Origin of the sequence: Microbacterium neungamense (assembly GCF_024971095.1) — a bacterium.
In the GTDB taxonomy this organism is placed as follows: Bacteria; Actinomycetota; Actinomycetes; order Actinomycetales; family Microbacteriaceae; genus Microbacterium; species Microbacterium neungamense.
Window position 1 is genome coordinate 1,223,272 of sequence record NZ_CP069717.1, and the last position, 24,553, is coordinate 1,247,824.

The following is a 24,553-nucleotide window of genomic DNA, read 5'->3' on the forward strand; positions in this document are numbered from 1 at the left end:
TCACGGGGCGGACTCGTCCGGCACCCGGACCATGATCTCCTGCGCGACGCTGGCGACGAGCATCCCGTCCCTGGTGTAGATCCGGCCGGTGGCCAGCCCCCGGCCGCCGCGCGCGTTCGGCGACTCCTGCAGGTAGAGCAGCCACTCGTCGACCCGCGCGAACCGGTGCCACCACATGGCGTGATCGAGACTGGCGACCTTCAGCCCGGGCAGCGACCAGGCCACGCCGTGCGCGCGCAGGATCGACTCCTGGATGGTCATGTCGCTCAGGTAGGCGAGCGCCGCCTGGTGAAGCCGCGGGTCGTCCGGCATGCGCGCCCGCATCCGCATCCACACCGCCTGCTGCGGCGTGCGCTCCGCACCGGGGGCGAGGTAGATCGGCCCCTCGACGTGGCGCAGGTCGGCGGGGCGGTCGCGCAGCATCCGTCCGGTGAGCGGATGCACGGACGCCGCGAGCTCCTCGTCGCCGGGCACGTCCTCCGGCGCCGGGATGCCTTCGGGCATGGGCGCGGCGTGCTCGACGCCGGGACCGTCGTCCTGGAAGGAGGCGATCATGGAGAAGATCGGCACGCCGTTCTGATACGCCTGCGAGCGGCGCGTCGAGAAGGAGCGGCCGTCGTGGATCCGGTCCACCGCGATGGTCAGGCCCTGGCCGGCGTCGCCGGACCGCAGGAAGTAGCCGTGCATGGAGTGCAGGTGGCGCCCCTCCGGCATCGTGCGTTCGGCGGCGATGAGCGACTGGGCGAGCACCTGTCCGCCGTAGATGCGGCCGGTGGGCATCGGATGCGAGATGCCGGTGAAGATGTCCTCCGTGGTGCGCGCCTGCGAGTCGGCGAGATCGAGCACGCGCAGCAGCCGGTCGACGGACTCCCTCGCGCTGCCGTCCTCGCTCATCGCACCCCGCTTCCGGTCGGTCCCTGCTCGGTAGTCTAGAGGCGTGCCCCCTCGCCTCGTCCTCGCCGACGCGCCCACCGCGCGCGATGTGCTGACCTTCGCCGGCCGCGCCCGGGCGATCTCCGACGACGGCGTGCGGCTGCAGGCCTCCGGCGGCGTGCTCGTGCTCACCGCCGCCGCACTCGCCCCGCAGGGGCTGTTCGACCGCACCCCGACCGTGCTGGCGATGCGCATCGTGCACGCCGACCCCGAGCTGGAGTGCGACCTCGTCGTGGACGAGCTGCGCGCCAGCGACGATGAGCGGGCCCTGGAGCTGCCGGACACGGCGCGTTCGCCCGCGTGGGCGGGCGTGTCCCCGCCCCGCAGCGGGTGGGCGCCGATCGCCGCGCTGACCGCCTCGGCGATCGCCGAGCGGGCGCAGTGGGGGATGTCCGCCGTGGCGCGCGCCACCGGCACGCAGTCCGGGGAGGACGTCGTGCGCGCGGTGCGGGCGTCGGTGTGGGGCGAGCCGGATGCCGACCTCGGCGACCTCCCGCGCGGGGTCGCGTTCGCGGCCCAGGCATTCGGGTTCATCTCCGGCGCCGAGCGGGTCCCGGTCACCGCCTCGGGCCGCTGGACGCGGCTCGCGTTCCAGCGCGGCCACGTGCTCAGCCGCGGTCCGGCGGCCGTGGGTCTGACCGAGGTGAGGGCGACCGGCCGGAGCGCCTGAGCGCACCCGCCGCACGCGGCAGAGCGGGCTCAGCCGGTGGCGCCGGGGTCCTCCGCCGCGCGCGTCTCGAGCGTCGGGCGCCCGCCGGGGGCGGGGCCGATGCCGGAGGGCTCGAAGGTGTTCACCATGGCGTGGGCCGCCCGCTCCAGGTAGTCCCACAGCGTGGCCTCGTGCATCGGCGACAGCCCGAGCTCGTCCACGGCCGCCCGCATGTGCCGCAGCCACCGATCGCGCGCGTCCGGGTCGACGTGGAACGGCATGTGCCGCATCCGCAGCCTCGGGTGGCCGCGCCGCTCGCCGTAGGTGGTCGGCCCGCCCCAGTACTGCACCAGGAACAGCGTGAGCCGCTCGGCGGCCGGTCCGAGATCCTCCTCCGGGTACATCGGACGCAGCACCGGGTCCTCGGCGACGCCGCGGTAGAACGCGGCGACGAGCTTCTCGAAGGTGGCGTGGCCGCCGACCTCGTCGTAGAACGTCACTTCGGGGCCTCCTGATCGTCCTGCTGGCCGGCGGGCCGCTTCCGCCGCCAGATGCCGCGCTCGAGCGGCTTCGGCACGCCGGTGACGGCGTTCGGCCGGGTCTTCGGCGGGTTCGCCCCGCGCACCCGCCGCGCCCCCTCCAGCCCGGTGAGCATCACCGAGGACATCTTCGGGATGCCGATCTCCCTCTCGGCGAGCGCGGCGTGCAGCCGGCGGCGCAGCTCCTGCGACACGTCGTCCATCGCGTTCGCCCTGGTCTTCATCACGACGCGGACCACGAGCGCATCGCCGTCGATCGACTCCAGCCCCCAGATCTCCGGCTTCTCGATGATGCGGGTGCGCCACTTGGCGTCCTTCGCCAGCCCCTGCGCGGTCTCCAGCATCACCTTCTCGACGGCGGCGAGGTCGGCGTCCGGCGGCACGCCGAGGTCGATGATCGCGCGCGCCCAGCCCTGCGACATGTTCCCGATCCGGGTGACCTCGCCGTTGCGGACGTACCACAGCGTGCCGTTCACGTCGCGGACCTGGGTGACCCGGACGCTGACGTACTCCACGACGCCGGTCGCCAGACCCAGGTCCACGACGTCGCCGATGCCGATCTGGTCCTCGGCGACGAGGAAGATGCCGTTCAGCACGTCCTTGACGATGTTCTGCGCGCCGAAGCCGAGGCCGGCCCCCACGGCGGCGGTGAGCAGTGTCAGCGAGCCGAGCAGGCTGGGGGAGAGGTGGTTCACGATGAGCACGATCGCGATGACCACCAGCATCACGTTCACGATGTTCTGCAGGATCGACCCCAGGGTGCGGGTGCGCTGCACCAGGCGCATGTCGGCCAGAGGGGATCGCTCCAGGGCCTGCGTGTCGTCGACGGCGGCCTTGCTCTTCGCGCTGTCCACGATCCGCTTCACGATGCGGTGGATCACACCGCGCAGGATCAGCGCGACCAGGACGCAGGCGACGATGATGGCCAGCACGCCGAGCGCCTTCATGCCGATCTCGACGAGTCCGGCGAGGACGGCGCCCCACCAGCCGGGGTCGGTGACGTCGGGTTCGGGCGGCGCGGTCTCGAGGGGGAGCAGCATCACCTCCCGATCCTAACGACGGAGGCCTCCGTGCGGGCTGAGCGCGCGGAGGCCTCCGAGGGTTCGGACGATCAGCTGTCGTCGCGGTCCGCATCCCTCGCCTGGGCGGCCAGGGCCCGCTCGACGTCGGCGAGGTTCTCGGCCACCAGGCGGCGCAGCGCCGGGGCGGCGTCCTGGTGCGCCGACAGCCAGGAGCGGGTCGCGTCGCGCAGGGCGGTGTCGGCGAGCGCCTTCGGGTACAGGCCCACGATGAGGTACTGCGCGATCTGATAGGTGCGCGACTCCCACACCGGCAGCAGCATGTCGAAGTACGCCGGCACGAACTCCGCGAGCACCGCCGCGCCCGACGGGTGGACGAAGCCGGCCGCCGCCGAGCGGACGATCGTGTTCGGCTGGTCGTCGTGCTCGACCAGGGCGTCCCACACCGCGCGCTTGGCCTCGGGGGTGGGCAGTGCGGCCTTCGCCATCCACGCGAACTCGGCCCCCTTGGCGGTGTTGTCGGCGGCGAGGGCGGCGTCGATGGCCTGCGTGTCGGTGGCGCCCACCGTGGCCAGGCCCACCAGCAGCTGCCAGGACAGGTCGGCGTCGATCTCCAGGCCCGGGAGGGTCTCCTCGCCGGAGCGGAGGCGGCCGACGATGCCGGCGTGCTCGGGAGTGACCAGGGAGTTGGCGAACGCGGTCACGAACTGCAGCTGGTTGTCGCCGCCCGGGGCGGCCTCCTGCGCGAGCGCCCACAGCCGGTCGGCGACCTTCTCCCGCGCGGCCGCGCGGCTCTCCGGGGCGACGTACAGGCTCACCGCGGTCTGCAGCTGAGCGAGCGTGGTGCGCACCGTGGTCGACTCGGTCTCCCGGCCGATGTTGCCGAGGACCAGGTCGATGTAATCGGATGCCGCGCTCTCCGCGTCGCGGGTCTGGTCCCACGCGGCGCCCCACACCAGCGAGCGCGCCAGCGGATCGGCGATGTCGGAGAGGTGGGCGATCGCGGTGGCCAGCGAGCGCTCGTCCAGGCGGATCTTCGCGTAGGCGAGGTCCTCGTCGTTCAGGAGCACCAGGTCGGGGCGGCGGCGACCGTTCAGCTCCGGGATCTCGGTGCGGTCGCCGTCGATGTCGACCTCGATGTGGTGCCTGCGCGCGAGGGTGCCGTCGACCAGGTCGTAGAAGCCGATGCCGAGGCGGTGCGGCCGGATGGTCGGGTAGTCGGCCGGCGCGGTCTGCGTCACCGCGAAGCGGGTGATGACGCCCTCGGCGTCTTCGGCGATGACCGGGGAGAGCGTGTTCACGCCCGCCGTCTCCAGCCACTTCTTCGACCAGGTGCCGAGGTCCCGCCCGCTGGTCGCCTCCAGCTCGACGAGCAGGTCGTTCAGCTCGGTGTTGCCCCAGGAGTGCTTCTGGAAGTACTGCGACACCCCGGCGAAGAACGCCTCGATGCCGACCCAGGCGGCGAGCTGCTTGAGCACCGAGCCGCCCTTGGCGTAGGTGATGCCGTCGAAGTTGACCTGCACGTCCTCGAGGTCGTTGATCTCGGCGACGATCGGATGCGTGGACGGCAGCTGGTCCTGTCGGTAGGCCCAGGTCTTCTCCATCGCGTTGAAGGTCGTCCACGCCTCGGTCCACTCCGTGGCCTCCGCCGTGGCGATCGTGGAGGCCCACTCGGCGAACGACTCGTTCAGCCAGAGGTCGTTCCACCACTTCATCGTCACCAGGTCGCCGAACCACATGTGCGCGAGCTCGTGCAGGATCGTGACGACGCGGCGCTCCTTCACGGCATCCGTCACCTTGCTGCGGAAGACGTACGTCTCGGTGAAGGTGACGGCGCCCGCGTTCTCCATCGCGCCGGCGTTGAACTCGGGGACGAAGAGCTGGTCGTACTTCGCGAACGGGTAGGGGACGCCGAACTTCGACTCGAAGTACGCGAAGCCCTGCCGGGTCTTCTCGAAGATGTCCTCGGCGTCCACGTGCTGCCACAGGCTCTTGCGGCCGTACACGCCGAGCGGGATCACGCGACCGGAGGCGCTGGTCAACTCGGAGAACGTCGCCTCGTACGGCCCCGCGATGAGCGCCGTGATGTACGAGGAGATGCGCGGGGTGGGCTCGAAGCCCCAGGTCGCGGTCGGCTCGCTGCCCGTGGACGGGTCGTGCACGATCGGCTCGGGCGTGGGGGAGTTCGACACCACGGTCCACGCCGCCGGCGCCGTGACGGTGAACTGGAACGTCGCCTTCAGGTCGGGCTGCTCGAACACCGCGAACACCCGCCGGGAGTCGGGCACCTCGAACTGGGTGTACAGGTACACCTCGCCGTCGACCGGATCGACGAAGCGGTGCAGGCCCTCGCCGGTGTTCGTGTACAGGCAGTCGGCGTCCACGACGAGGACGTTCTCCTCCTGCAGGCCGCTCAGCGCGATGCGCGAGTCCGCGAACACCTCGTTCGGGTCGAGCTGCTCACCGTTGAGCGAGATCTCGCGCACCTCGCGCGCGATGAGGTCGATGAACGTGAAGCTCCCCGGCGTCGCGGAGAAGCGCACGACGCTGCGCGATCCGAACACCTCGGCGCCCTTGGTGAGATCGAGGGCGATCTCGTAGGAACGCGTGTCGATGACGGCGCGGCGCTCCTGCGCTTCGATGCGGGTGAGGTTCTCTCCAGGCACAGCTGTTCTCCCAGGGGTGAGGGGATGTCGTCCCAAAGCCGACGCTGCTGGCGCCGGCGACAACCCTGACAGCCTACGCCAGAGCGGGCGCCGCGCATCTCTTCCGCGCTCGCTCATAGGGTTCGGATGCGAGGATGACAGGGTGACTGTCAACGTATCGGATGCCGTTCCCCACGCGTCGCCCGCCGCTGCGGGCGGCCCCCGCCACGTCGAGGAGCCGGTCGCGTACGACGCGATCCTGCTCGCCGGATTCGGAGGTCCCGAAGGGCAGGAGGACGTCATCCCCTTCCTGCGGAACGTGACCCGGGGCCGCGGGATCCCGGACGAGCGGCTCGAGGAGGTCGCCCACCACTACCGGCACTTCGGCGGGGTGAGCCCGATCAACGCGCAGAACCGCGAGCTGAAGGCCGCGCTGGAGGCGGAGCTCGCCGCGCAGGGCATCGACCTGCCGGTGTACTGGGGCAACCGGAACTGGGCACCGTACCTCGAGGACGCCGTCGCCGAGGCGGCCCGCAACGGCGACACCACGCTGCTGGCCTTCGCCACCAGCGCCTACAGCTCCTTCTCCAGCTGCCGGCAGTACCGCGAGGACTTCGCCCGCGTGCTGGAGGCCACCTCTCTCGGCGGCGTCGTCACGATCGACAAGATCCGGCCGTTCTTCGACCACCCCGGCTTCGTGCAGGCGTTCGTCGACGGCGTCCACGTCGCGATCGCGGGCATGCTCGGCGAGGGGCTCGCCCCGGAGGAGGTGCAGGTGCTCTTCTCCACGCACAGCATCCCCACCGCGGACGCCGAGCGGTCCGGCCCGCGCGACATCGACTGGGGCGAGGGCGGCGCGTACGCCGCCCAGCACGAGGCGGTCGCGGCCTGGGTGATGGATCGGGTGGCGCAGCTGCTGCCCGCGGCCGGCGACGTGCCGTGGGAGCTCGTCTACCAGTCCCGCTCCGGCCCGCCCTCGCAGCCGTGGCTCGAGCCGGACGTGTGCGACGTGATCGAGGAGCTGCCCGGCCGCGGCCGGAAGGCCGTCGTCGTCGTGCCGGTGGGCTTCATGAGCGACCACATGGAGGTCCTCTGGGACCTGGACACCGAGGCCGCGCAGGCCGCGGCAGACGCCGGCCTGCGGTTCGCGCGCACGCCCACCCCGGGGGTCTCGCCCGCGTTCGTCTCCGGCATCGTCGACCTGGTGCGGGAACGGCTGGAGGGGCGACCGGACGCCGAGCGTGCTCACGTCACCGCCCTGCCGTCGTACGACGTGTGCCGGCCCGGATGCTGCGAGAAGGTCCGCGCCGGCTTCAAGCCCGCCGCCGCCGGTCTCGCCCCCTGACCCCACCGCACGCGGAGCCTGTCGACGCCCGCGAATAGGATTGACCCCATGCGCATCCACATCGCCACCGATCACGCCGGCCTGGACTTCTCGACCCGGCTGCAGGAGCACCTCCGGTCCGCCGGGCACGAGGTGGTCGACCACGGCCCGGTCGAGTACGACTCCGTCGACGACTATCCGGCCTTCTGCATCCGCGCCGCGCAGGCCGTCGTCGCCGACCAGGCGGCGGGCGTGGACGCCCTCGGCGTCGTGTTCGGTGGTTCCGGCAACGGGGAGCAGATCGCGGCGAACAAGGTCCAGGGCATCCGTGCCGCGCTGGTGTGGAACCTGTCCACGGCCGAGCTGGCGCGCGAGCACAACGACGCGAACGTCATCTCGATCGGCGCCCGGCAGCACACCTTCGAGGAGGTCGTCTCCTTCATCGACCGCTTCATCGGCACCCCGTTCTCGGGGGACGAGCGGCACGTGCGCCGCATCCGGCAGATCGCGGACTTCGAGCGCGACGGGTCGCTGCTGCCGGATCCGCGGGCGTGACATGCCCGAGGGTCATTCCGTCCACCGGATCGCCCGGCAGTTCCAGCGCAACTTCGTCGGCAAGACGCTGCAGGCGTCCAGCCCGCAGGGCCGCTTCGCCGAGGGCGCGGCGGTGCTCGACGGGCGCGAAGCGCTGCAGGCGAAGGCCGTCGGCAAGCAGATGTTCCTCGAGGTCGAGGGCGAGCTGTGGCTGCGGGTGCATCTCGGCCTGTACGGCGCCTGGGACTTCTCTGGCGAGATCCTCGTCGACCCGACCATCGCCTCCGCGAACGGGCGGATGGGGCAGACCAACCAGCGCGGCACCGACCTCGACGAGGCGATCTTCGACGACGCGGGCGAGAACTCGCTGTCCTCGATCGGCGCGCCCCGACGGGCGCGCGTGCACGTGCGGATGTCGGAGCAGACCAGCGGTCTGGCCGACGAGGGCGATCAGTGGCCGCCGCCCGTGGTCGGGCAGGTGCGGTTGCGGCTGCTCACCGACATCACCTGCGCCGACCTGCGCGGCCCGACCGCGTGCGAACTGCAGACGCCGGACGAGATGCTCGCCACCGTGGCCAGGCTCGGTCCCGATCCGCTGGTGGGCGACCCCGCCGAGGGCGAGGAGCGCTTCGTGCGGACGGTGCGCCGCAAGGCCACCCCGATCGCGCTGCTGCTGATGGACCAGGCGGTGATCAGCGGCATCGGCAACGTGTACCGCGCCGAGATGCTGTTCCGCGCCCGCCTGAACCCGCACACGCCCGGCCGCGACGTGCCCGAGGAGGTGGTGCGGGAGTTGTGGCGGGACTGGGTGAAGCTGCTGGCGATCGGCGTGGAGACCGGCCAGATGATGACCATGGACGACCTCACCCCGGAGCAGTACCGCGCGGCGATGGCCCACCGCGACGACCGGCACTGGGTGTACCACCGCGCCGGGCTGCCGTGCCGCGTGTGCGGCACCGAGATCGCCCTCGAGGAGATCGGCGCCCGCAAGCTGTACTGGTGCCCGTCCTGCCAGCGCTGAGCGCCGCGCCTGCCGAGGATGGCCCGCCCCCGTGCGTAGGATGACGGAGTCCCATCGCGACGACGCACGACAGGAGACGGCATGGACCTGACCGGTCTTGAACAGGCGCTCGGCGCCCTCAGCGGCTTCATCTGGGGGCCGTTCTTCCTCATCCCGCTGCTGCTGGGCACCGGGCTGTACCTGACCATCCGCCTCGGCGGCCTGCAGTTCCTGCGCCTGGGCGCGGCCCTCCGGCTGGGCCTGTTCACGCGCAAGGACCCCGGCGCCGACGGCGACATCTCCCAGTTCCAGGCGCTCACCACCGCGCTGGCCGCCACCGTCGGCACCGGCAACATCGTCGGCGTCGCCACCGCGATCGGCATCGGCGGTCCGGGCGCCCTGTTCTGGATGTGGGTCACCGGCCTGCTCGGCATGGCGTCGAAGTACTCCGAGGCCTTCCTCGGCGTGCGCTTCCGCAAGACCGACGACGCCGGGGAGAAGTCGGGCGGCCCCCAGTACTATCTGGAGCGCGGCATTCCCGGCCCGTTCGGCAGGTTCCTCGCGCTGTTCTTCGCCATCGCGGCCGTCATCGCCTGCTTCGGCATCGGCAACATGACCCAGGGCAACTCGATCGCGAGCAACCTCGAGGCGAGCTTCAGCGTCCCCACCTGGGTCACCGGCATCGCACTGACGGTGTTCGCGCTGCTCGTGCTGGTCGGCGGCATCAAGTCGATCGGCCGCGTCACCGCAGGCTTCGTGCCGATCATGATCATCTTCTACGTCCTGGGTGCGCTGTACATCCTCATCGTCAACGTGGGCGCCCTGCCGGCGGCGTTCGCGCAGATCTTCACGGACGCGTTCACCGGCACCAGCGCGGTGGGCGGGTTCGCGGGGTCGGCGATCATCATCGCCGTGCAGTACGGCGTGGCCCGCGGCGTCTTCTCGAACGAGTCCGGCATGGGGTCGGCGGCCATCGCCGCCGCGGCCGCGAAGACCAGTCATCCGGTCCGTCAGGGCCTGGTCTCGATGACGCAGACCTTCATCGACACGATCATCGTGGTCACCTGCACCGGCCTGGTGATCATCGCGACCGGCACCTGGGACGACATCGACCCGGCCACCGGGCAGCAGATCAGCCCGGCCGTGATGACCGGCGCCGCCTTCTCGCACGGTCTGCCCGGCGACTGGGGCCACTACATCGTCACCATCGGCCTGGTGATGTTCGCCGGCTCCACGATCCTCGGCTGGTCGTATTACGGCGAGCGGAACATCGAGCGCCTCCTCGGCCGGCGGGCGGTGATGCCGTTCCGCATCCTGTTCTCGCTGGTCGTGTTCGTCGGCTGCACGGTGCAGCTGAGCCTGGTCTGGACGTTCTCCGACGTGATGAACGGCCTGATGGCGCTGCCGAACCTGATCGGCCTGCTCATCCTGTCCGGTCTCGTGGCGCGGGAGACCAAGAAGTACCTGGACAACGATCCGAAGCTGCGCGCCACGACCGCGGAGGTCGACGCCTTCATGGCCGGCGAACCCGGCTGGGAGGAGTGGAAGACCCAGGCCGTCCCGGTCGCCGACGGCGGGAAGGCGTGACTGCCGCGGGCGAGCGCATCTCCCTCATCCGCGGCGCGCGTCCCGTCGACGGGGCGGCGCTGTTCGGATCCGACGATCCGATCGACATCGCGATCGCGGACGGGCGGATCGCGGACATCGCCCCGGCGGGCGCGCTCACCCCCGGCGGGGCGGTGCTCGAGGCCGACGGATGCTGGGTGCTGCCGGGGCTCTGGGACCATCACGTGCACACCGTGCAGTGGGCGCTGGACTCCCAGCGGGTCCCTCTCGGCGGGGTGCGCAGCGCGGCGGAGGCGGCGGCGGTGATGGCGGCCGCCGCACCGCTGCCCGACGGCCGCCGTGTCGGCGCCGGCATGCGCGACGGCCTGTGGCCCGATCGCCCGGACCTCGCCGCCCTGGACGCGGTCACCGGCGACGTGCCGACCTACCTGATCAACGCCGACGTGCACAGCGTGTGGCTGAACTCGGCCGCGATCCGGCGGGAGGGCTTCCCGCCCGCCCAGGACGGCATGCTGCGCGAGGAGGAGGCCTTCGAGATCTCCCGCCGGCTGAACGCCGCAGACGACGCGCTGGCGGACGCCGCGGTGCAGGAGGCCGGACGCCGCGCAGCGGCGCGCGGCGTGACCGGGATCGTGGACTTCGACATGGCCTGGAACGCCGAAGCGTGGCGGCGGCGCTGCGTGGCCGGCTTCGACCTGCACCATGTCGAGTTCGCGTTCTACCCACCCGGGCTGACCCGCGCGATCGACGAGGGCCTGCGCACCGGTGCGGAGCTCCCGGATACCGGCGGGCTGGTGCGGGTCGGCCCGCTCAAGCTCATCTCCGACGGATCCCTGGGCACCCGCACCGCCGCCTGCTCGCACGCCTACGCCGACGACCCCGGCAACACCGGCGTGCTCACCATCGCACCGGACGAGCTGCGCGAGCTGCTCACCACGGCGACCGCGGCCGGCATCGACGTCGCGGTGCACGCGATCGGCGACCGCGCCGTGGCCGCGGCGCTCGACGCGTTCACCTACACGCAGGCGCGCGGCACCATCGAACACGCGCAGCTGGTGCGGCACGCCGATCTCGCCCGGTTCGGCCGGCTCGGCGTCGTCGCGAGCGTGCAGCCGCAGCACGCCGTGGACGACAGGGATCTCGCGACGCGTCTGTGGCGCGACCAGGACGCCATCGGCTATCCGCTCGCCTCGCTGTTCGCCGCCGGCGTCCCGGTGCGGTTCGGATCGGATGCCCCGGTCGCGCCGCTGGACCCCTGGCTGGGCATCGCCGCCGCGGTCGCCCGCACCGGGGACGACCGGGCGCCCTGGCATCCCGAGGAGCGGGTGCCGGTGTCCGCCGCCCTGCGCGCGAGCAGCCGGCACGGGGAGGCGGAGCTGCGCCCCGGAGCGGACGCCGACCTCGCCGTGTGCGGGCGGGACCCGCGGACGGCGTCGGCCGCCGAGCTGCGCGGGATGCCGGTGGCGGCGACGCTGCTGGGCGGACGCCTCACGCACCTCGGCTGAGACGAAACCGGAGACCACGCGGCCGACACGACGGAGCCCGCCCGCTCCCGGGGTCGGGAACGGGCGGGCTCGGGTCGTCGGGCGTCAGGCGGCGATGTGGGAGACCAGGAACCAGCGGTCCTTCTCGAGACCGCGCATGATCTCGATCGCGACGTCCTGGCTGGTCAGGTCGACCTCGTCCAGGCCCTCGATCGCGGCCTTGACGTCGGCGAGGATCGCGTCGATGTCGCTGATCACGGCGCGGACGAGGTCGTCGGACTGGGTGAAGCCGGCGGGAACGGCGGTCTTCCCGGCCTTCTCCGCGACGGTGGACAGGCGGGCGTCGATCGGCAGGCCGAGCGCGACGATCCGCTCCGCGGCGGTGTCGGCGAACTCGCCCGCGTGGGCGACGATCGTGTCGAGCAGCTCGTGGACGCCGACGAAGTTCGCGCCGCGGACGTGCCAGTGCGCCTGCTTGCCGTTGACGGTGAGCGCCTCCAGACCCAGGACGATCGGGGAGAGGAACTGTGCGGCGGCGGCCGCGATGGTCGGGTCGACGGCGGTGGTGGGGACGGTCTGTGCCTTGCTCATGGGATCCTCCGAGTGTGTGTTCTCCGGGCCTGACATGTCCAACGCTACTCAGCCCTCCGCATTCCGCAAGCAAGCTGAGGCAACGCTTAGTGCCGCGGGATTCCGGGGGAGCGACCGCGATCGCGGTAGTCTCGGCAGCATGACCGTCGCCCCCGGAGCATCCGTCATCGCCCTTCCCGATCGCCGTCCCGAGCTCGCCGAGGACGCCTTCGTCGCCGCCGGCGCCCGCATCGTCGGCGAGGTGCGCCTGGCACGCGGCGCCAGCGTCTGGTACAACGCCGTGCTGCGCGGCGATTCCGCCCCGATCACGGTGGGGGCGGGCAGCAACGTGCAGGACAACGTCTCGGTGCACGTCGACAGCGGCCACGCCGCGGAGATCGGCGCGAAGGTGTCGATCGGGCACAACGCGGTGGTGCACGGTTGCCGCATCGGCGACGGGTCGCTGATCGGGATGGGCGCCGTGATCCTCAGCGGCGCCGTGATCGGCCGCGGATGCCTGGTCGCCGGCGGCGCGGTCGTGCTCGGCGGCACCGAGGTGCCGGACGGGTCGCTCGTCGCCGGGGTGCCGGCGAAGGTGCGCCGGGCGCTCACCGAGGAGGAGCGCTCCGGGCTGATCGAGAACGCCGAGATCTACCTCCGCCACGTGCAGACCCACCGGAACGCGACCGCCCTCTGATCCCGTCGCCGCCGCGGCCGGAGCGCACCGGTAGGCTGGATCCTCACGGGGCCGTGGCCAAGCTGGTCAAGGCAGCGGGCTCATAACCCGACGATCGTGGGTTCAAGTCCCACCGGCCCCACCATCCGCGCCGGCGTCGCCGCCGGCCGTCGCACTACCGCCGCCGACGGCGTCCCCGACGCTGTCGCCGCCGCCGGCCGCCGCGTCCGGGTCGGTCTGGGGCCCGCCGATCACGCCGATGCCGATGGCCTGGTGGTCCGGCTCCGGCTCGGTCCGCGGCGGGGCCTTCGGCTCTTCGCCGGGATCCTTCTCCGTGCTCGGCTCCTCGAGCTCCTCGGTCGTCGGCTCTTCCGGCCGCTCCCGGCGGTCTCGCTGATCCTTCTCGTCCTGTTGCTGCTCGTCCATGGATCCCTCCTTCGGAGTGGCATCCGATGCTACGAGCCGCGCCGCGGCCGCCCCAGGCCCTCGACAGCGGGCAGGGCGCGGCTATACTCCGCCGCGGTGCCCGCCGGGGACGGGCGCCGTAGCATCGGCATCCGCTTCCGGGCAAGGGAGGTGCGCACCCGGCGGGAACGGTGCAGGCTACCGGCGTGGGGAGCACGCGCATGGGGAGCAGGCGCCGGATCGCGGCGCACATCGTCCGGCGCGTCGTGCACGGGTTCACGGCCAACGAATGCCCGAACGCCGCCGCGGGCCTGGCCTTCTACGCGCTGCTCGCCCTGTTCCCGACGCTCATCGCCGGGTTCGCCCTCGTCGGCCTGTTCGGGCGTCGCCGGGACGCGGAGCGGGTGGTGCTCGACCTCATCGGCGAGGTGCTCTCGCCGGAGGTGGCCGCCGCGGTGCAGGAGCCGATCGAGGAGCTCGCCACCGCCTCCGGGGCCGGAGTGGCCCTGACGATCGGCCTCGTCATCGCGCTGTGGACCGTCGCCCGCTACATCACCGCCCTCGGACGCACGATGAACGGGGTGTACGGCGTCACCGAGGGTCGGCCGTACTGGAAGGCGAAGCCGGCGCACCTGCTGGTGACCGTGCTCGTGTTCGTGCTGGTGCTCGCCGCCGTCTCCCTGGCCGTCGCGTCGTGGCCGCTCGCGCAGGCTCTCGCCGACCTCCTCGGTGCGGGGGAGCCGGTGCTCGCCGCCTGGCGGATCCTGCGGTGGCCCGCGCTGCTCCTCCTCGTGGTGCTCGTGGTCGCGGTGCTCTACTACTTCGCCCCGAACGTGGAGCAGCCGCGCTTCCGCTGGGTGAGCGTCGGCGCCGTGATCGCGATCGCCGTGCTCGCCGCAGCATCCGCCGCCTTCGGCTTCTTCGCCGTCGGCATCGCCGACTACGGCCGGATCTACGGCGCCTTCGCCGGCGCCGTGCTGTTCCTGCTGTGGCTGTGGATCGCGAACATGGCGCTGCTGGTCGGGGTGCTCTTCGACGTGGAGATCGAGCGGGCGCGCGAGCTGCGGGCGGGGCTGCCGGCGGAGCGGCGGGTGCAGCTGCCGCTGCGCGACACGCGGCGGATCGCCGCGGAGACCCGGCGCGAGGCGGACGAGGTGCAGGAGGCCCGGCGGATCCGGCGCTCCTGAGCGGCGCCTCAGGCGCGCAGGTGCTCGGTCGGGTAGCGGTCGCGGATGCGCTCGGCGAAGAACCGGCCGAGGCTGGGCGCCGCGAGCAGCTCGCGATGCACGGATGCCGGCACCGCGTAATAGCGGTACACCTCGCCGCTGCGGAACTCGACCTCCAGCACCGCCGTCGCCCGGTCGTAGCCGACGGCGGCGAGGGCGCTCGAGGTCACGGGGAGCCGCTTCATCGCACCTCCACCGGGGCGTCGCCGACCCGTCGGGCCAGCGCGACCGCGTCGTGCGGGGCATGCCCGCGCGCGTCGTTGCGGCCAGCGGCCGGCGGTGTCCGCGACGGTCATCGCCGCGCCGTGCTCGCGCAGCAGCGCGGCGAACGCCTCGTCGTGGAAGCTCGGCGACCGCGGCTCGAGGCCGTGACGCAGCGGGCGGTCCTCGTCGACGCTCAGCCAGGCCCGCCCCTGCAGACGCTCGTCGTGCTCTCGGGCGATCTCGAGCGCCTCTCCGGTGGTGCGCGGGAGCGCGGCCAGGAACGCACCGACGACCTCGGGCTCGAAGTCCTGGCGCGCCGGCAGCTGCCACAGCATTGGCCCGAGCGCCGGCCCCAGGGCGAGCACCCCCGAGGCGAGGAAGTTCGCCAGGGCGGTGCGCGGCTCGCGCAGCCGCAGCATGTGGGTGATGTAGCGCGACCCCTTGACGGCGAACACGAAGCCGTCCGGTACGCTCTCCCGCCAGCGGCGGTAGCTCTCCGGACGCTGCAGCGAGTAGAACGAGCCGTTCAGTTCGACCGTCGACATCGTGCGCCCGATGTGCTCCAGCTCCCGGCGCTGCGGCAGCCCCCGCGGGTAGAAGTCGCCGCGCCAGGGGGCGTACCGCCACCCGGACGTGCCCACGCGCACACGGCCGGCCGGACCGGCCGGCGTCGCCGCGGCATCCGTGCTCATCCCGCGATGCTACGCAGGAGCGGCCCGCGCCGCGCAAGCCCCTTCCCGCGGATGCCGCCGACCCGGCATGCTGGGAGGACAACCGCCGGAAGGAGGGCCACATGAGCGGGTTCCAGGACGACCCCGTCGCCGACGTCCCTGAAGGGGACCGTCTGGATCAGGAGCGCGAGGCGTGGGAGACGGACGCGGCCGACCCCGAGCAGCCGGTCACGCCGGCCGTGCCGCGGGCCGAGGACATCCACGCCGACCCCGTCGACGTGCTCGAGCAGTCCCTCGAGGTGCCCGACGTGGACGATCTCGACGAGGAGGAGTGACGGGTCATCGGGCGGCCGGAGCGGTCACCCGCGGCGGGAGCGGTCACATCACGTTGCCGATGTAGGAGTACTTCACGAACACCTCCGGTGCGATGCCGGACTCCTCGAGCACGCCCTGGATGGCGTTCATCATGTAGTTGGAGTCCCAGCCCATGTAGAGGAAGTGCTCCTCGTCGAGCGCGTCCCAGTGGCCCTTCCACGCCATCGCGTCGTAGATCGGGCCGCCGTGGCGCGCGCTGTACGCCACGGCCGCGCCGCGGTCGTCCGTCCACGCCCGTCGGAACACCCGGTTGAACAGGGCCTTCACGTCCTTGATCTCCCAGTGCTCGCCGCGGTACTCGACGTAGTCGAATTCGCGCTCCCAGCCGGCCGGCCAGCCGCGCCGGCGCACGGCGTCCAGGATCGGGGTGAGGCCGTCGTCATCGATCTCCGGCAGCGCCGGTCGCGCCCAGATCCGCACGAGCTCCGCGGTGAGCGCCGCGGTCCGCTGCCCGATCGCGGCCGTGCCCCAGGCATCCGTCGCGGCGAGGGCGCGTGTCGCGGGCACCGCGCTGCGCGCGTACGCCTCGTCCCGCTTGACCGGGAAGGGGGCGCCGAAGACGCGCTCGGTGAGTTCTTGCTCGAGCAGCGTGAGGTTGCCCAGGGTCGGTGCGAGTGCGCGGTGGCTGTTCTGCTCGTCCTCGCTGAACTCGCTCCACGGACGGATGCCGTCGCCCGACCAGCTGTCCGCGGGCGCGGCCGGCACGATGTGCTCCACGTCGAACCCGGCGACGTCCTCGACCCCCTCCAGGCGGCCGAGAACGTATGCGGCGTGCGGCAGCTCGCCGTACTTCAGCACCGCGGAGACGCGCTCGTCGGACGGCGTGATGCGCGCCACGGCGCGCATCAGGGCGTCGCGTCCCTGCGCCCGGGCCCGGCACAGCCGCGCGATCAGGCGTTCCGTGGGGAGGCCCACGATCGCACGACGCAGCAGCATCGCCTGCACCCACTCCAGCGTCTCGATCAGCTCGGCGCGGTCGATGAGGCCGCGGCGGTGGTCGCCGTAGACGCTCATCGCCAGCGGGTAGGCGATCCGGCCGAACGTGTTCAGGAAGCCGAGCTGACGGCGGATCTCCGGGTCGGGCTCGCGCGACGGGTCGAGCAGGTTGCCGTAGATCTCCGCGTACTCGCGCCACACCGTCGCCTCGGCGCGCAGGCGCTCCAGGTCCACCCGCGGGAACGAGCCGCGGAAGGCGGCATACACGCCGTGCTCTCCGGCGGCGGCGACCTCTCGCCCGGTCGTCATCACCAGGTAGTGCCGCCAGAACGCGCCGATCGTCTCGCCGGTGCTGCGCTCGATGGGCAGCCAGAACTCCTCCTCGACGGCCAGCTGCTCGGCGTGCGAGAGGCCCATCAGGATGTAGTTGTGGATCAGCTCGTGGTCCCGCAGCGGCTCGCCGGTGGAGTTCAGGCTCTCGAAGATCTGCTGGGCGTTCGCCTCGGCGCCGAGCGTGATCGACACGTGCTCCAGCTTCTGCAGCCCGCGCCACACCCGCGGCGCCTCCTCGGCGTGCACCTGGCTGCGGAAGAACGCGTAGTTGTCGTCGAAGCGGGACTCGCGGTCGGCGTCGTCGCGGCGGTCGAGCACGACGGACTCGTACAGGTCGGCCCAGGTGTGGTGCGGACGCAGCTTGGTGCGCGACGGGTCGTCGTGCCGCACCAGCACGCGCTCCAGCTCGGTCGCCATGGCCGGGTCGGTGTCGCGGACGGCGTGATGCAGCGCCGCGATCAGCAGCATCACCGTGGTGATCCGCTGCTGCCCGTCGATGAGGATGAGGTCGGCGCCGGAGGCGTCCTGGGCGGACAGGATCGAGCCGATGAAGTGGCGGTGCGATTCGTCCTCGGCGGCGACGGCGCGGACGTCGGAGAGCAGCTTCTCGCATCCGCCGATGTCCCAGCGGTACTGGCGCTGGTAGACCGGGACCACGATGTTCGTGGACGGGGCGGAGAGCCATTCGATCGTGCCTGTTGCGGTTGCTTCGACATTGGTCGCCGTTGCCATGACTGTGTGATGCCTCCGGACGGGCGGGGATGCGAGAGCCGCCCCGTCGAGTCTAGCCGCCGGCCTCCGCCCGGCCCGGGCTCCCGGGCCCGCTCAGGGGCCCGATGTAGGCTTGCCTAAGTGGGCCTGTAAGAACTTCGCTGGCCCCGTACGAAAGGAACATGACTCGCATCATGGGATACATCAAGTCCGCAGCGCTCGAGGAGAAGGGCTTCGTCGTCCTGGACCGGTACGACCAGGAGGCCGACCCCAAGGAGTGGCTGGACATCGAGTACGTCGACTGGAAGTCCTCGGGTGACACCCGCTTCGCGCCGCTCGCCAGCGCCAAGGGCGAGATCGAGTGCAACGGGTTCTGGAACCACAAGCCGCCGCGGACCGACAAGGACGGCGTCTGGATCGAGTCGCAGGTGGAGAAGGCGCCGAACCTGACCCGCCGCGCGCAGGAGCCGGGCGCGAACGTCGGCCGCTGCCGCGTCATCGAGCTGCAGCCGACCCCGTACGGCGAGTGCCTGTACAACCTGCACCAGGACGACAACAACCGCCTGAACCCGGATGGCACCGGCTGGGTCGTGCGCGGCTTCTTCAACCTGACCGACGACAAGGACAGCTACTTCGTCCTGCGCGAGAACCGCACCGACCCGAGCATCGAGTACCGCATCGCTCTGCCGGCCGGCGCGCAGCTGGTCGTCGACACCCAGCGCCTGTGGCACGCCGCGACCCACAACGGCACCGAGCCGCGCTACTGCCTGATCACCTCGTGGACGTCGGGCCCCGAGCTCGACGCGTACATCGAGAAGTACCACGGCACCGACGAGGTGGAGAACTACCCCGTTCCGCAGGACGTGCTCGAGGCCGGCTACGCCGAGCAGGCGCGTCGTGACGCCGCCCGCGCCGCCTACTACGCTGCGAAGGGCCAGCAGGTCAAGCAGGCGATGAGCGAGGCCTGAGCCGCCGCCTGCGCTGACGAAGGGCCCCGGCCGCGAAGCGTCGCGGGACCGGGGCCCTTCCCGTGGAATCACACGCTTGTGATTCCCGCCGAAGTGGGCGATAATCGCCGTACAACCGCATAGCTCGCCGGGATCGCTCGGTCAGGTCGTAGGGGAAGACGCACCTGATGAAACGGAGAGATCATGGCGACGGGTTACGCACGCGGAGTGGTGTTCATCCACTCCGCTCCTCGCGCGCTCTGCCCGCACCTGGAATGGGCGGTCGGACGCGCTCTCGGTCGTGCCGTCAGCTTCGACTGGGCCGATCAGCCGGTCCAGGAGGGCACGCGCCGGGCCGAGTTCTTCTGGGACGGGCCGGTGGGCACCGGCGCCGCCCTGGCGACGGCGATCCGCGGCTGGGAGCACCTGCGCTTCGAGGTCACCGAGGATCCCACGCCGCGCAGCGACGGCGGACGCTGGCTGCACACGCCCGACCTCGGCATCCACTATGCGCAGACGGATGCCGCGGGCAACATCGTCGTCGGCGAGGACCGCATCCGGTACGCGATGGAGATCGCCGCCGGCAACCCGGTCGAGCTGCAGCGCGAGCTGGACGTCGCGCTCGGCTCGGCGTGGGACGAGGAGCTCGAGCCGTTCCGTCACCCCAGCGACGACGCCCGCGTCGTGTGGCTCCACAAGGTGGGCTAGCGGTCGCGATGAGGACCTGCGGAGGAGGCGCGAGTACCGGGACCCGGTGAGTCGTCCCTGGAACCGAGAAGGCGAATCCTCCGCACAACGAACGATGCCCCCGCGGGGAAGCGGGGGCATCGTCGTGGGCGGTCCCTGAGCTTGTCGAAGGGCGGTCCCTGAGCTTGTCGAAGGGCGGTCCCTGAGCTTGTCGAAGGGCGGTCCCTGAGCTTGTCGAAGGGTCAGGCGCTGCGGAAGGCCACGACGGCGTTGTGCCCGCCGAAGCCGAACGAGTTGCTGATGGCCAGCTGGTCGCCCGCGCCGAGCTGCTGCGGCTCGACCGACAGACGGAACGGCACCGCCGGGTCCTGCTCGGTCATGTTGATGGTCGGCGGGGCGAGGCGGTCGCGCAGGGCCAGCACGCTGAACACGGCCTCCAGGGCCCCGGTGCCGCCGAGCAGGTGGCCCGTGGACGCCTTCGTGCCCGAGACCGGCACCTCGCGGATGCGGTCGCCGAACACGGCCTGCAGCGCGGTGTACTCGTTCGGGTCGCCGACCGGGGTGGAGGTGAGGTGGGCGTTCACGTGGGTGACCTCGTCAGGGGAGGCGTCGGCCGACTCCAGCGCCATCCGGACGGCGCGGGCGGCGCCCTGGCCCTCCGGGTCGTTCGCGGTGATGTGGTACGAGTCCGCCGTCACGCCGCCGCCGGCGACATAGGCGTAGATCTTGGCCCCGCGCGCCCTGGCGTGATCTTCGCGCTCCAGGATGAGCGCAGCGGCGCCCTCGCCCATCACGAAGCCGTCGCGATCGATCGCGCCGGGACGCGACGCGGTCTCGGGGGATTCGTTGCGGCGGGACAGCGCCTGCATGGAGGAGAACGCGGCCACCGTGATCGGGTGGATGGCCGATTCCGTGCCGCCGGCGATCACGACGTCCGCCAGCCCGTCGCGCAGGTGCTCGATCGCGTTCACGAGCGACTCGGTGCTGGAGGCGCAGGCGCTGGCGACGGTGCGGGCGTAGGCGCGCGCGTTGAAGTGCAGCGACAGGTTCCCGGCGGCTGCGTTCGGCATCAGCATGGGGACCGTCATCGGCAGCACTCGGCGCGGACCCTTCTCGCGCAGGGTGTCCCACGCGTCCAGCAGCGTCCACACGCCACCGATGCCGGTGGCGAAGTCGACGCCGAGGCGCTCCGGCTCCACTTCGGGGGAGCCGGCGTCCTCCCAGGCCTCCATCGCGGCGACCATCGCCAGCTGCGACGAGGGGTCGAGGCGCTTCGCGACGGGACGGGCGAGCACCTGCTCGGGGCGCACGGCGACCTCGGCGGCGAAGGTGACCGGGAGCTCGTACTCGGCGACCCAGTCGTACTCGAGGGTGCGGGCCCCCGACACTCCGGCCAGGAGGTTCGCCCAGCTCTCCGGTGCGGTGCCGCCGAGCGGCGAGCTCGCTCCGATTCCGGTGACGACGATGCGCTTGCTCATGGGTGATCCTCCGTAGGGGTGGTCGGGGACAGAGGATGCCACGCCCCGCGGTCGGCGGGGGTGGCATCCGCAGAGGGCTTACTCCTGGCCGGCGACGATGAAGTTGACGGCGTCGGCGACGGTCTTCAGGTTCTTGACCTCGTCGTCCGGGATGGTGACGCCGAACTTCTCCTCGGCATTGACGACGATCGTCATCATCGAGATCGAGTCGATGTCGAGGTCGTCGGTGAACGACTTCTCCATCGCGACATCGGACGCGTCGATGCCGGTCTCGTCGGTGATCAGCTCGGCAAGGCCGGCGAGGACCTCGTCGTGGGTGAGAGCCATGTTTTCCTCTTTCTCGGGGGTGGTTTCGGAACCGGGGAACAGTCTAGGGAACGACCGGCCGTTGTCAGGGGAGCACGACGACCTGCGCCGCGAACACGAGGCCGGCGCCGAAGCCGATCTGGAGCGCCAGCCCGCCGGACAGCTCCGGGTGCTCGGTCATCAGCCGGTGGCTGGCCAGCGGGATCGACGCCGCCGACGTGTTGCCGGTGGTCTCGATGTCGCGGGCGATCACCGTGGTCTCGGGTAGCTTCAGCTGCTTGGCGAACTCGTCGATGATCCGCATGTTCGCCTGGTGCGGGATGAAGGCCGCGAGGTCCTCGGGCTTCACACCGGCCCGGTCGAGCGCCTCCCGGGCGACCTTCGCCATCTCCCACACAGCCCAGCGGAACACCGTCTGGCCCTCCTGGCGCAGCGTGGGCCACGGGGCCAGGCCGTCGCGGAAGGCGGTGAGCGGGGCGTTCATGCCCACGGCATCCGCCTTCGAACCGTCCGAGCCCCACACCGCGGGACCGATGCCGGGGGTGTCGCTGGGGCCGATCAGGGCGGCTCCGGCGCCGTCGCCGAGGAGGAAGGAGATGCTGCGGTCGGTGGGGTCGACCACGTCGGAGAGCTTCTCGGCGCCCATCACGAGCGCGTAGCGGGCGGCGCCGGCGCGGATCAGCGCGTCGGCCTGGGCCACGGCGTACGCGTAGCCCGCGCACGCGGCGTTCACGTCGTACGCGGCGGCCGGGTTCGCGCCGACGCGGTCGGCGACGATGGCCGACACGGAGGGCGTCTGCTTCGGGTTGGTGACCGTGGACACGATCACCAGGTCGACCTCCTGCGCCGGGACGCCGGACTTCTCGATCGCCTCGGCGGCGGCGATGGTGGCGAGGTCGACGGTGTCGGTCTCCGGCAGTGCGCGGGTGCGGGTGATGATGCCGGTGCGCTGACGGATCCACTCGTCGCTGGAGTCGATCGGGCCGATGAGGTCCTCGTTGGGCACGGCGTTCTCGCCCCGTGCCGCCCCGAACGAGTAGATGCGGGTGTACGCGGGCCCGGATGCCTGGGCGAGGGTGGCGGTCATGCTTCTCCGTTCAGCAGGGCGACGGCGGCGTCGAGGTCTTCGGGGGTCTTCACGGCCACGGCGGGGACGCCGCGCAGGCCGCGCTTGGCGAGGCCGGTCAGGGCCCCGGCCGGCGCCACCTCGATCATGCCGGTGATGCCGGCTTCGGTGAAAGAGGCCATGCACAGGTCCCAGCGCACCGGCGAGGCCACCTGGTCGACGATCAGCTCCAGTGCGCGCGCGCCGTCTGCGACCGTGGAGCCGTCGCGGTTGGTCCACAGGGTGACCCCGGGGTCGGAGGTGGCGACGCCCGCCACCGCCTGGCGCAGCGCCTCGACCGCAGGGGCCATGTACGCGGTGTGGAAGGCGCCGGCGACCTGCAGCGGCACCACGCGGGTGCCGCGCAGCGGCTCCTCGGCCAGCGCGGCGAGGGCCGGCAGGGCGCCGGCGGCGACGATCTGCCCGCCGCCGTTGTAGTTCGCCGGCGTCAGGTCCAGCTCCTGCAGGCGGGCGACGACGGCGTCCTGGTCGCCGCCCAGCACCGCGCTCATGCCGGTCTCGGCCCGCGCCGCGGCATCCGCCATCGCGCGCCCGCGCACGCCCACCAGCCGCAGCGCATCCTCCGCGCCGATCACGCCGGCGAGGGCGACGGCCGCGAGCTCGCCCACGGAGTGCCCGGCCAGGCCGTCGGGACGGCGCCCGGCGCGCCGCTCGAGCTCCTCGGCGGCGATGATCGACGCGGCGACGATGAGCGGCTGCGCGATGCGGGTGTCGCGGATCGTGTCGGCGTCCGACTGCGTGCCGTGGATGGCGAGATCGACCTGTGCGGCCTCGGAGAACGCGGCCAGACGCTCGGCGACGCCGGGGAGTTCGAGCCAGGGGGAGAGGAAGCCGGGGGTCTGTGAGCCCTGTCCAGGGCAGGCGACGACGATCACCCCACCAGTCTGCCAACGATCCGGCCCGGACGGTGGATGATCCCTCACAACAATTCGCAATCCGCTTGTGCGTGGCGTACAGTCGCGGGGTGCGCGCGGCGCCGCGGCGACGACCCCCGTCAGCGCCTGCGGATCGGGCGTCGGCGCACCGGCTCGGCGGTGCCGATCGAACCCAGGATGAGCGCGGTCTGCAGGATCAGCGCCTCCCGGGGGCCGGTGGCGTCCCAGCCGATCACCTCGCTGACGCGCTTGAGCCGGTAGCGGACGGTGTTCGGGTGCACGAACAGCTCGCGGGCGGTGGCCTCCAGCGAACGGCCGCTGTCGAGGTAGCTCCACAGCGTGGTGACCAGGTCGGTGGAGTGGGCCTGCAGCGGGCGGTAGATCCGCTCGATGAGCGTCTGCTTGGCCAGCGCGTCCCCGGCGAGGGCGCGCTCGGGCAGCAGATCGTCCGCCTCGACCGGACGGGGCGCGCTGCGCCAGGCGCGGGCCACGGCGAACCCGGCGAGGGCGGCGCGAGCGCTCTGCCCGGCGTCCACGAGCGCCGCCACGGGCGGCCCGAGCACGACGTAGCCGGGGCCGAAGGACGGCTCCAGGCGCGCGGCGATCTCCTTGAACGGCAGCTCCTCGCCCTCAGGCTCGCGGCCGGGCACGCGCGCCCGCCCGATCACGAGCACGAGCCGCGACCCCTGCACGCCGATCAGGACGTCCACGGACAGCTTCCGCGCCGTGCGCCGCACCTGGTCCACGTCGAACTGCGGCGGCGTGGTGCCGACGATGACGCACACCTCGCCGTGACCGTGCCAGCCGAGGGCCGCGATCCGGCTGGGCAGCTCCTCGTCGGCCTCGCCGGTGAGGATCGAGTCGACGACGAGCGCCTCCAGCCGGGCATCCCACAGGCCTCGCGCCTCGGCGGCGCGCGCGTACACGTCCGCGGCGGCGAAGGCGACGTCGCGGGAGTACAGCAGGATCGCCTCGCGCAGGTGCTCGCCCTTGCCGGCCACCCGCTCCTCGGTGACCTCGACGGTCACCCGGATCAGCTGCAGCGTCTGCTGCAGGCTGACGCTGCGCAGCAGCTCGCGCGGCGCGGCAGCGAAGATGTCCGCCGCGATCCACGGGGTGGAGGTCGGGTCGTCGTACCACTGGATGAACGCGGTGATCCCCGCCTGCGCGACCAACCCGACCGCCGAGCGCCGCGCCGGCGGCATCTCGGCGTACCACGGCAGCGTCTCCTCGAGCCGTTTGATCGTCGCCGTGGCCAGGTCGCCCGAGATGCGGCGCAGCCAGACGAGGGTCGCGGCCTTGTCCATGGCCGGCTGTGAGGAACCGGTCACGGC

The 24,553-nt window shown here is 72.1% G+C and carries 24 protein-coding genes and 1 tRNA gene; 12 read left to right on the forward strand and 13 right to left on the reverse strand.

Annotated elements, in window-relative coordinates:
- Positions 1–894 (reverse strand): acyl-CoA thioesterase, encoded by an 894-nt coding sequence (locus JSY13_RS05880; protein ID WP_259608074.1) that lies wholly within the window; start codon positions 892–894, stop codon positions 1–3.
- Positions 895–937: 43 nt separating this feature from the next.
- Here JSY13_RS05880 and JSY13_RS05885 point away from each other — a divergent pair, with 43 nt between their 5' ends.
- A complete protein-coding gene (locus JSY13_RS05885) occupies positions 938–1,603 on the forward strand; it encodes a DUF8185 domain-containing protein (protein WP_259608075.1) in 666 nt (221 codons plus the stop codon).
- 29 nt (positions 1,604–1,632) lie between these two features.
- Here JSY13_RS05885 and JSY13_RS05890 read toward each other — a convergent pair whose 3' ends face one another.
- From JSY13_RS05890 to pepN, 3 genes are all read right to left on the reverse strand, one after another.
- Positions 1,633–2,082, reverse strand: coding sequence for a globin (locus JSY13_RS05890; RefSeq protein WP_259608076.1), 450 nt, complete (start codon positions 2,080–2,082; stop codon positions 1,633–1,635).
- The gene (locus JSY13_RS05895; RefSeq protein WP_259608138.1) at positions 2,079–3,161 is read right to left on the reverse strand and encodes a mechanosensitive ion channel family protein; all 1,083 of its coding nucleotides are present in this window, start codon (positions 3,159–3,161) and stop codon (positions 2,079–2,081) included. The genes JSY13_RS05890 and JSY13_RS05895 overlap by 4 nt, the downstream gene beginning before the upstream one ends.
- Before the next feature lie 71 nt (positions 3,162–3,232).
- Positions 3,233–5,806 carry an aminopeptidase N gene (pepN, locus tag JSY13_RS05900; protein WP_259608077.1) on the reverse strand — a complete coding sequence of 858 codons (2,574 nt, stop codon included), beginning with the start codon at positions 5,804–5,806 and terminating at the stop codon, positions 3,233–3,235.
- A gap of 142 nt (positions 5,807–5,948) precedes the next feature.
- Between pepN and JSY13_RS05905 the strand changes: the two genes are divergently transcribed.
- From JSY13_RS05905 to JSY13_RS05925, 5 genes are all read left to right on the forward strand, one after another.
- Positions 5,949–7,130 carry a ferrochelatase gene (locus JSY13_RS05905; protein ID WP_259608078.1) on the forward strand — a complete coding sequence of 394 codons (1,182 nt, stop codon included), beginning with the start codon at positions 5,949–5,951 and terminating at the stop codon, positions 7,128–7,130.
- 48 nt (positions 7,131–7,178) lie between these two features.
- On the forward strand, positions 7,179–7,664 hold the full coding sequence (locus JSY13_RS05910) for a ribose-5-phosphate isomerase (protein WP_259608079.1): 486 nt from the start codon (positions 7,179–7,181) through the stop codon (positions 7,662–7,664).
- Between the two features lies 1 nt (position 7,665).
- The gene (locus JSY13_RS05915; RefSeq protein ID WP_259608080.1) at positions 7,666–8,664 is read left to right on the forward strand and encodes an Fpg/Nei family DNA glycosylase; all 999 of its coding nucleotides are present in this window, start codon (positions 7,666–7,668) and stop codon (positions 8,662–8,664) included.
- An 81-nt stretch (positions 8,665–8,745) separates the two neighbouring features.
- Complete coding sequence (locus tag JSY13_RS05920; protein WP_259608081.1) at positions 8,746–10,230, forward strand: alanine/glycine:cation symporter family protein; 1,485 nt, start codon at positions 8,746–8,748, stop codon at positions 10,228–10,230.
- Entirely contained in the window at positions 10,227–11,714 is a 1,488-nt protein-coding gene (locus JSY13_RS05925) for an amidohydrolase (RefSeq protein ID WP_259608082.1), read from the forward strand. The genes JSY13_RS05920 and JSY13_RS05925 overlap by 4 nt, the downstream gene beginning before the upstream one ends.
- 84 nt (positions 11,715–11,798) lie before the next feature.
- On the opposite strand, the gene JSY13_RS05930 is transcribed toward JSY13_RS05925, so the two are convergent.
- Positions 11,799–12,284: a Dps family protein gene (locus JSY13_RS05930; protein WP_259608083.1), complete on the reverse strand. Its 486-nt coding sequence runs from the start codon at positions 12,282–12,284 to the stop codon at positions 11,799–11,801.
- A gap of 139 nt (positions 12,285–12,423) precedes the next feature.
- Between JSY13_RS05930 and JSY13_RS05935 the strand changes: the two genes are divergently transcribed.
- Together JSY13_RS05935 and JSY13_RS05940 are read left to right on the forward strand one after the other, a co-directional pair.
- Complete coding sequence (locus JSY13_RS05935; protein WP_259608084.1) at positions 12,424–12,960, forward strand: gamma carbonic anhydrase family protein; 537 nt, start codon at positions 12,424–12,426, stop codon at positions 12,958–12,960.
- A 47-nt stretch (positions 12,961–13,007) separates the two neighbouring features.
- Positions 13,008–13,084: transfer RNA gene (locus tag JSY13_RS05940), tRNA-Ile, on the forward strand.
- On the opposite strand, the gene JSY13_RS05945 is transcribed toward JSY13_RS05940, so the two are convergent.
- Complete coding sequence (locus JSY13_RS05945; protein ID WP_259608086.1) at positions 13,063–13,365, reverse strand: hypothetical protein; 303 nt, start codon at positions 13,363–13,365, stop codon at positions 13,063–13,065. The two genes, JSY13_RS05940 and JSY13_RS05945, sit on opposite strands and share 22 nt — an antisense overlap.
- 185 nt (positions 13,366–13,550) lie before the next feature.
- On the opposite strand from JSY13_RS05945, the gene JSY13_RS05950 reads away from it, so the two are divergent.
- Positions 13,551–14,531 carry a YihY/virulence factor BrkB family protein gene (locus tag JSY13_RS05950; protein ID WP_259608087.1) on the forward strand — a complete coding sequence of 327 codons (981 nt, stop codon included), beginning with the start codon at positions 13,551–13,553 and terminating at the stop codon, positions 14,529–14,531.
- A gap of 8 nt (positions 14,532–14,539) precedes the next feature.
- Here JSY13_RS05950 and JSY13_RS05955 read toward each other — a convergent pair whose 3' ends face one another.
- Entirely contained in the window at positions 14,540–15,466 is a 927-nt protein-coding gene (locus JSY13_RS05955) for a DUF72 domain-containing protein (RefSeq protein ID WP_259608088.1), read from the reverse strand.
- A 101-nt stretch (positions 15,467–15,567) separates the two neighbouring features.
- Here JSY13_RS05955 and JSY13_RS05960 point away from each other — a divergent pair, with 101 nt between their 5' ends.
- A complete protein-coding gene (locus tag JSY13_RS05960) occupies positions 15,568–15,780 on the forward strand; it encodes an Rv3202a family protein (protein WP_259608089.1) in 213 nt (70 codons plus the stop codon).
- A 43-nt stretch (positions 15,781–15,823) separates the two neighbouring features.
- Here JSY13_RS05960 and JSY13_RS05965 read toward each other — a convergent pair whose 3' ends face one another.
- Positions 15,824–17,821 (reverse strand): DUF262 domain-containing protein, encoded by a 1,998-nt coding sequence (locus tag JSY13_RS05965; RefSeq protein WP_259608090.1) that lies wholly within the window; start codon positions 17,819–17,821, stop codon positions 15,824–15,826.
- Positions 17,822–17,994: 173 nt separating this feature from the next.
- Between JSY13_RS05965 and JSY13_RS05970 the strand changes: the two genes are divergently transcribed.
- Positions 17,995–18,768 carry a hypothetical protein gene (locus tag JSY13_RS05970; protein ID WP_349773876.1) on the forward strand — a complete coding sequence of 258 codons (774 nt, stop codon included), beginning with the start codon at positions 17,995–17,997 and terminating at the stop codon, positions 18,766–18,768.
- A 183-nt stretch (positions 18,769–18,951) separates the two neighbouring features.
- Positions 18,952–19,455, forward strand: coding sequence for a DUF3145 domain-containing protein (locus JSY13_RS05975; protein WP_259608092.1), 504 nt, complete (start codon positions 18,952–18,954; stop codon positions 19,453–19,455).
- Between the two features lie 221 nt (positions 19,456–19,676).
- Here JSY13_RS05975 and JSY13_RS05980 read toward each other — a convergent pair whose 3' ends face one another.
- The 5 genes from JSY13_RS05980 to JSY13_RS06000 all read right to left on the reverse strand — a co-directional run bounded on the left by JSY13_RS05980 (position 19,677) and on the right by JSY13_RS06000 (position 24,526).
- Positions 19,677–20,912, reverse strand: a complete 1,236-nt coding sequence (locus JSY13_RS05980) for a beta-ketoacyl-[acyl-carrier-protein] synthase family protein (RefSeq protein ID WP_259608093.1) — start codon at positions 20,910–20,912, stop codon at positions 19,677–19,679.
- Positions 20,913–20,990: 78 nt separating this feature from the next.
- A complete protein-coding gene (locus JSY13_RS05985; RefSeq protein WP_259608094.1) occupies positions 20,991–21,239 on the reverse strand; it encodes an acyl carrier protein in 249 nt (82 codons plus the stop codon).
- A 64-nt stretch (positions 21,240–21,303) separates the two neighbouring features.
- On the reverse strand, positions 21,304–22,305 hold the full coding sequence (locus JSY13_RS05990; RefSeq protein ID WP_259608095.1) for a beta-ketoacyl-ACP synthase III: 1,002 nt from the start codon (positions 22,303–22,305) through the stop codon (positions 21,304–21,306).
- Positions 22,302–23,219 carry an ACP S-malonyltransferase gene (locus tag JSY13_RS05995; protein WP_259608096.1) on the reverse strand — a complete coding sequence of 306 codons (918 nt, stop codon included), beginning with the start codon at positions 23,217–23,219 and terminating at the stop codon, positions 22,302–22,304. Before JSY13_RS05995 ends, JSY13_RS05990 begins: the two co-directional genes overlap by 4 nt.
- 119 nt (positions 23,220–23,338) lie before the next feature.
- The gene (locus JSY13_RS06000) at positions 23,339–24,526 is read right to left on the reverse strand and encodes a PucR family transcriptional regulator (protein ID WP_259608140.1); all 1,188 of its coding nucleotides are present in this window, start codon (positions 24,524–24,526) and stop codon (positions 23,339–23,341) included.
- Between the last annotated feature and the right edge of the window lie 27 nt (positions 24,527–24,553).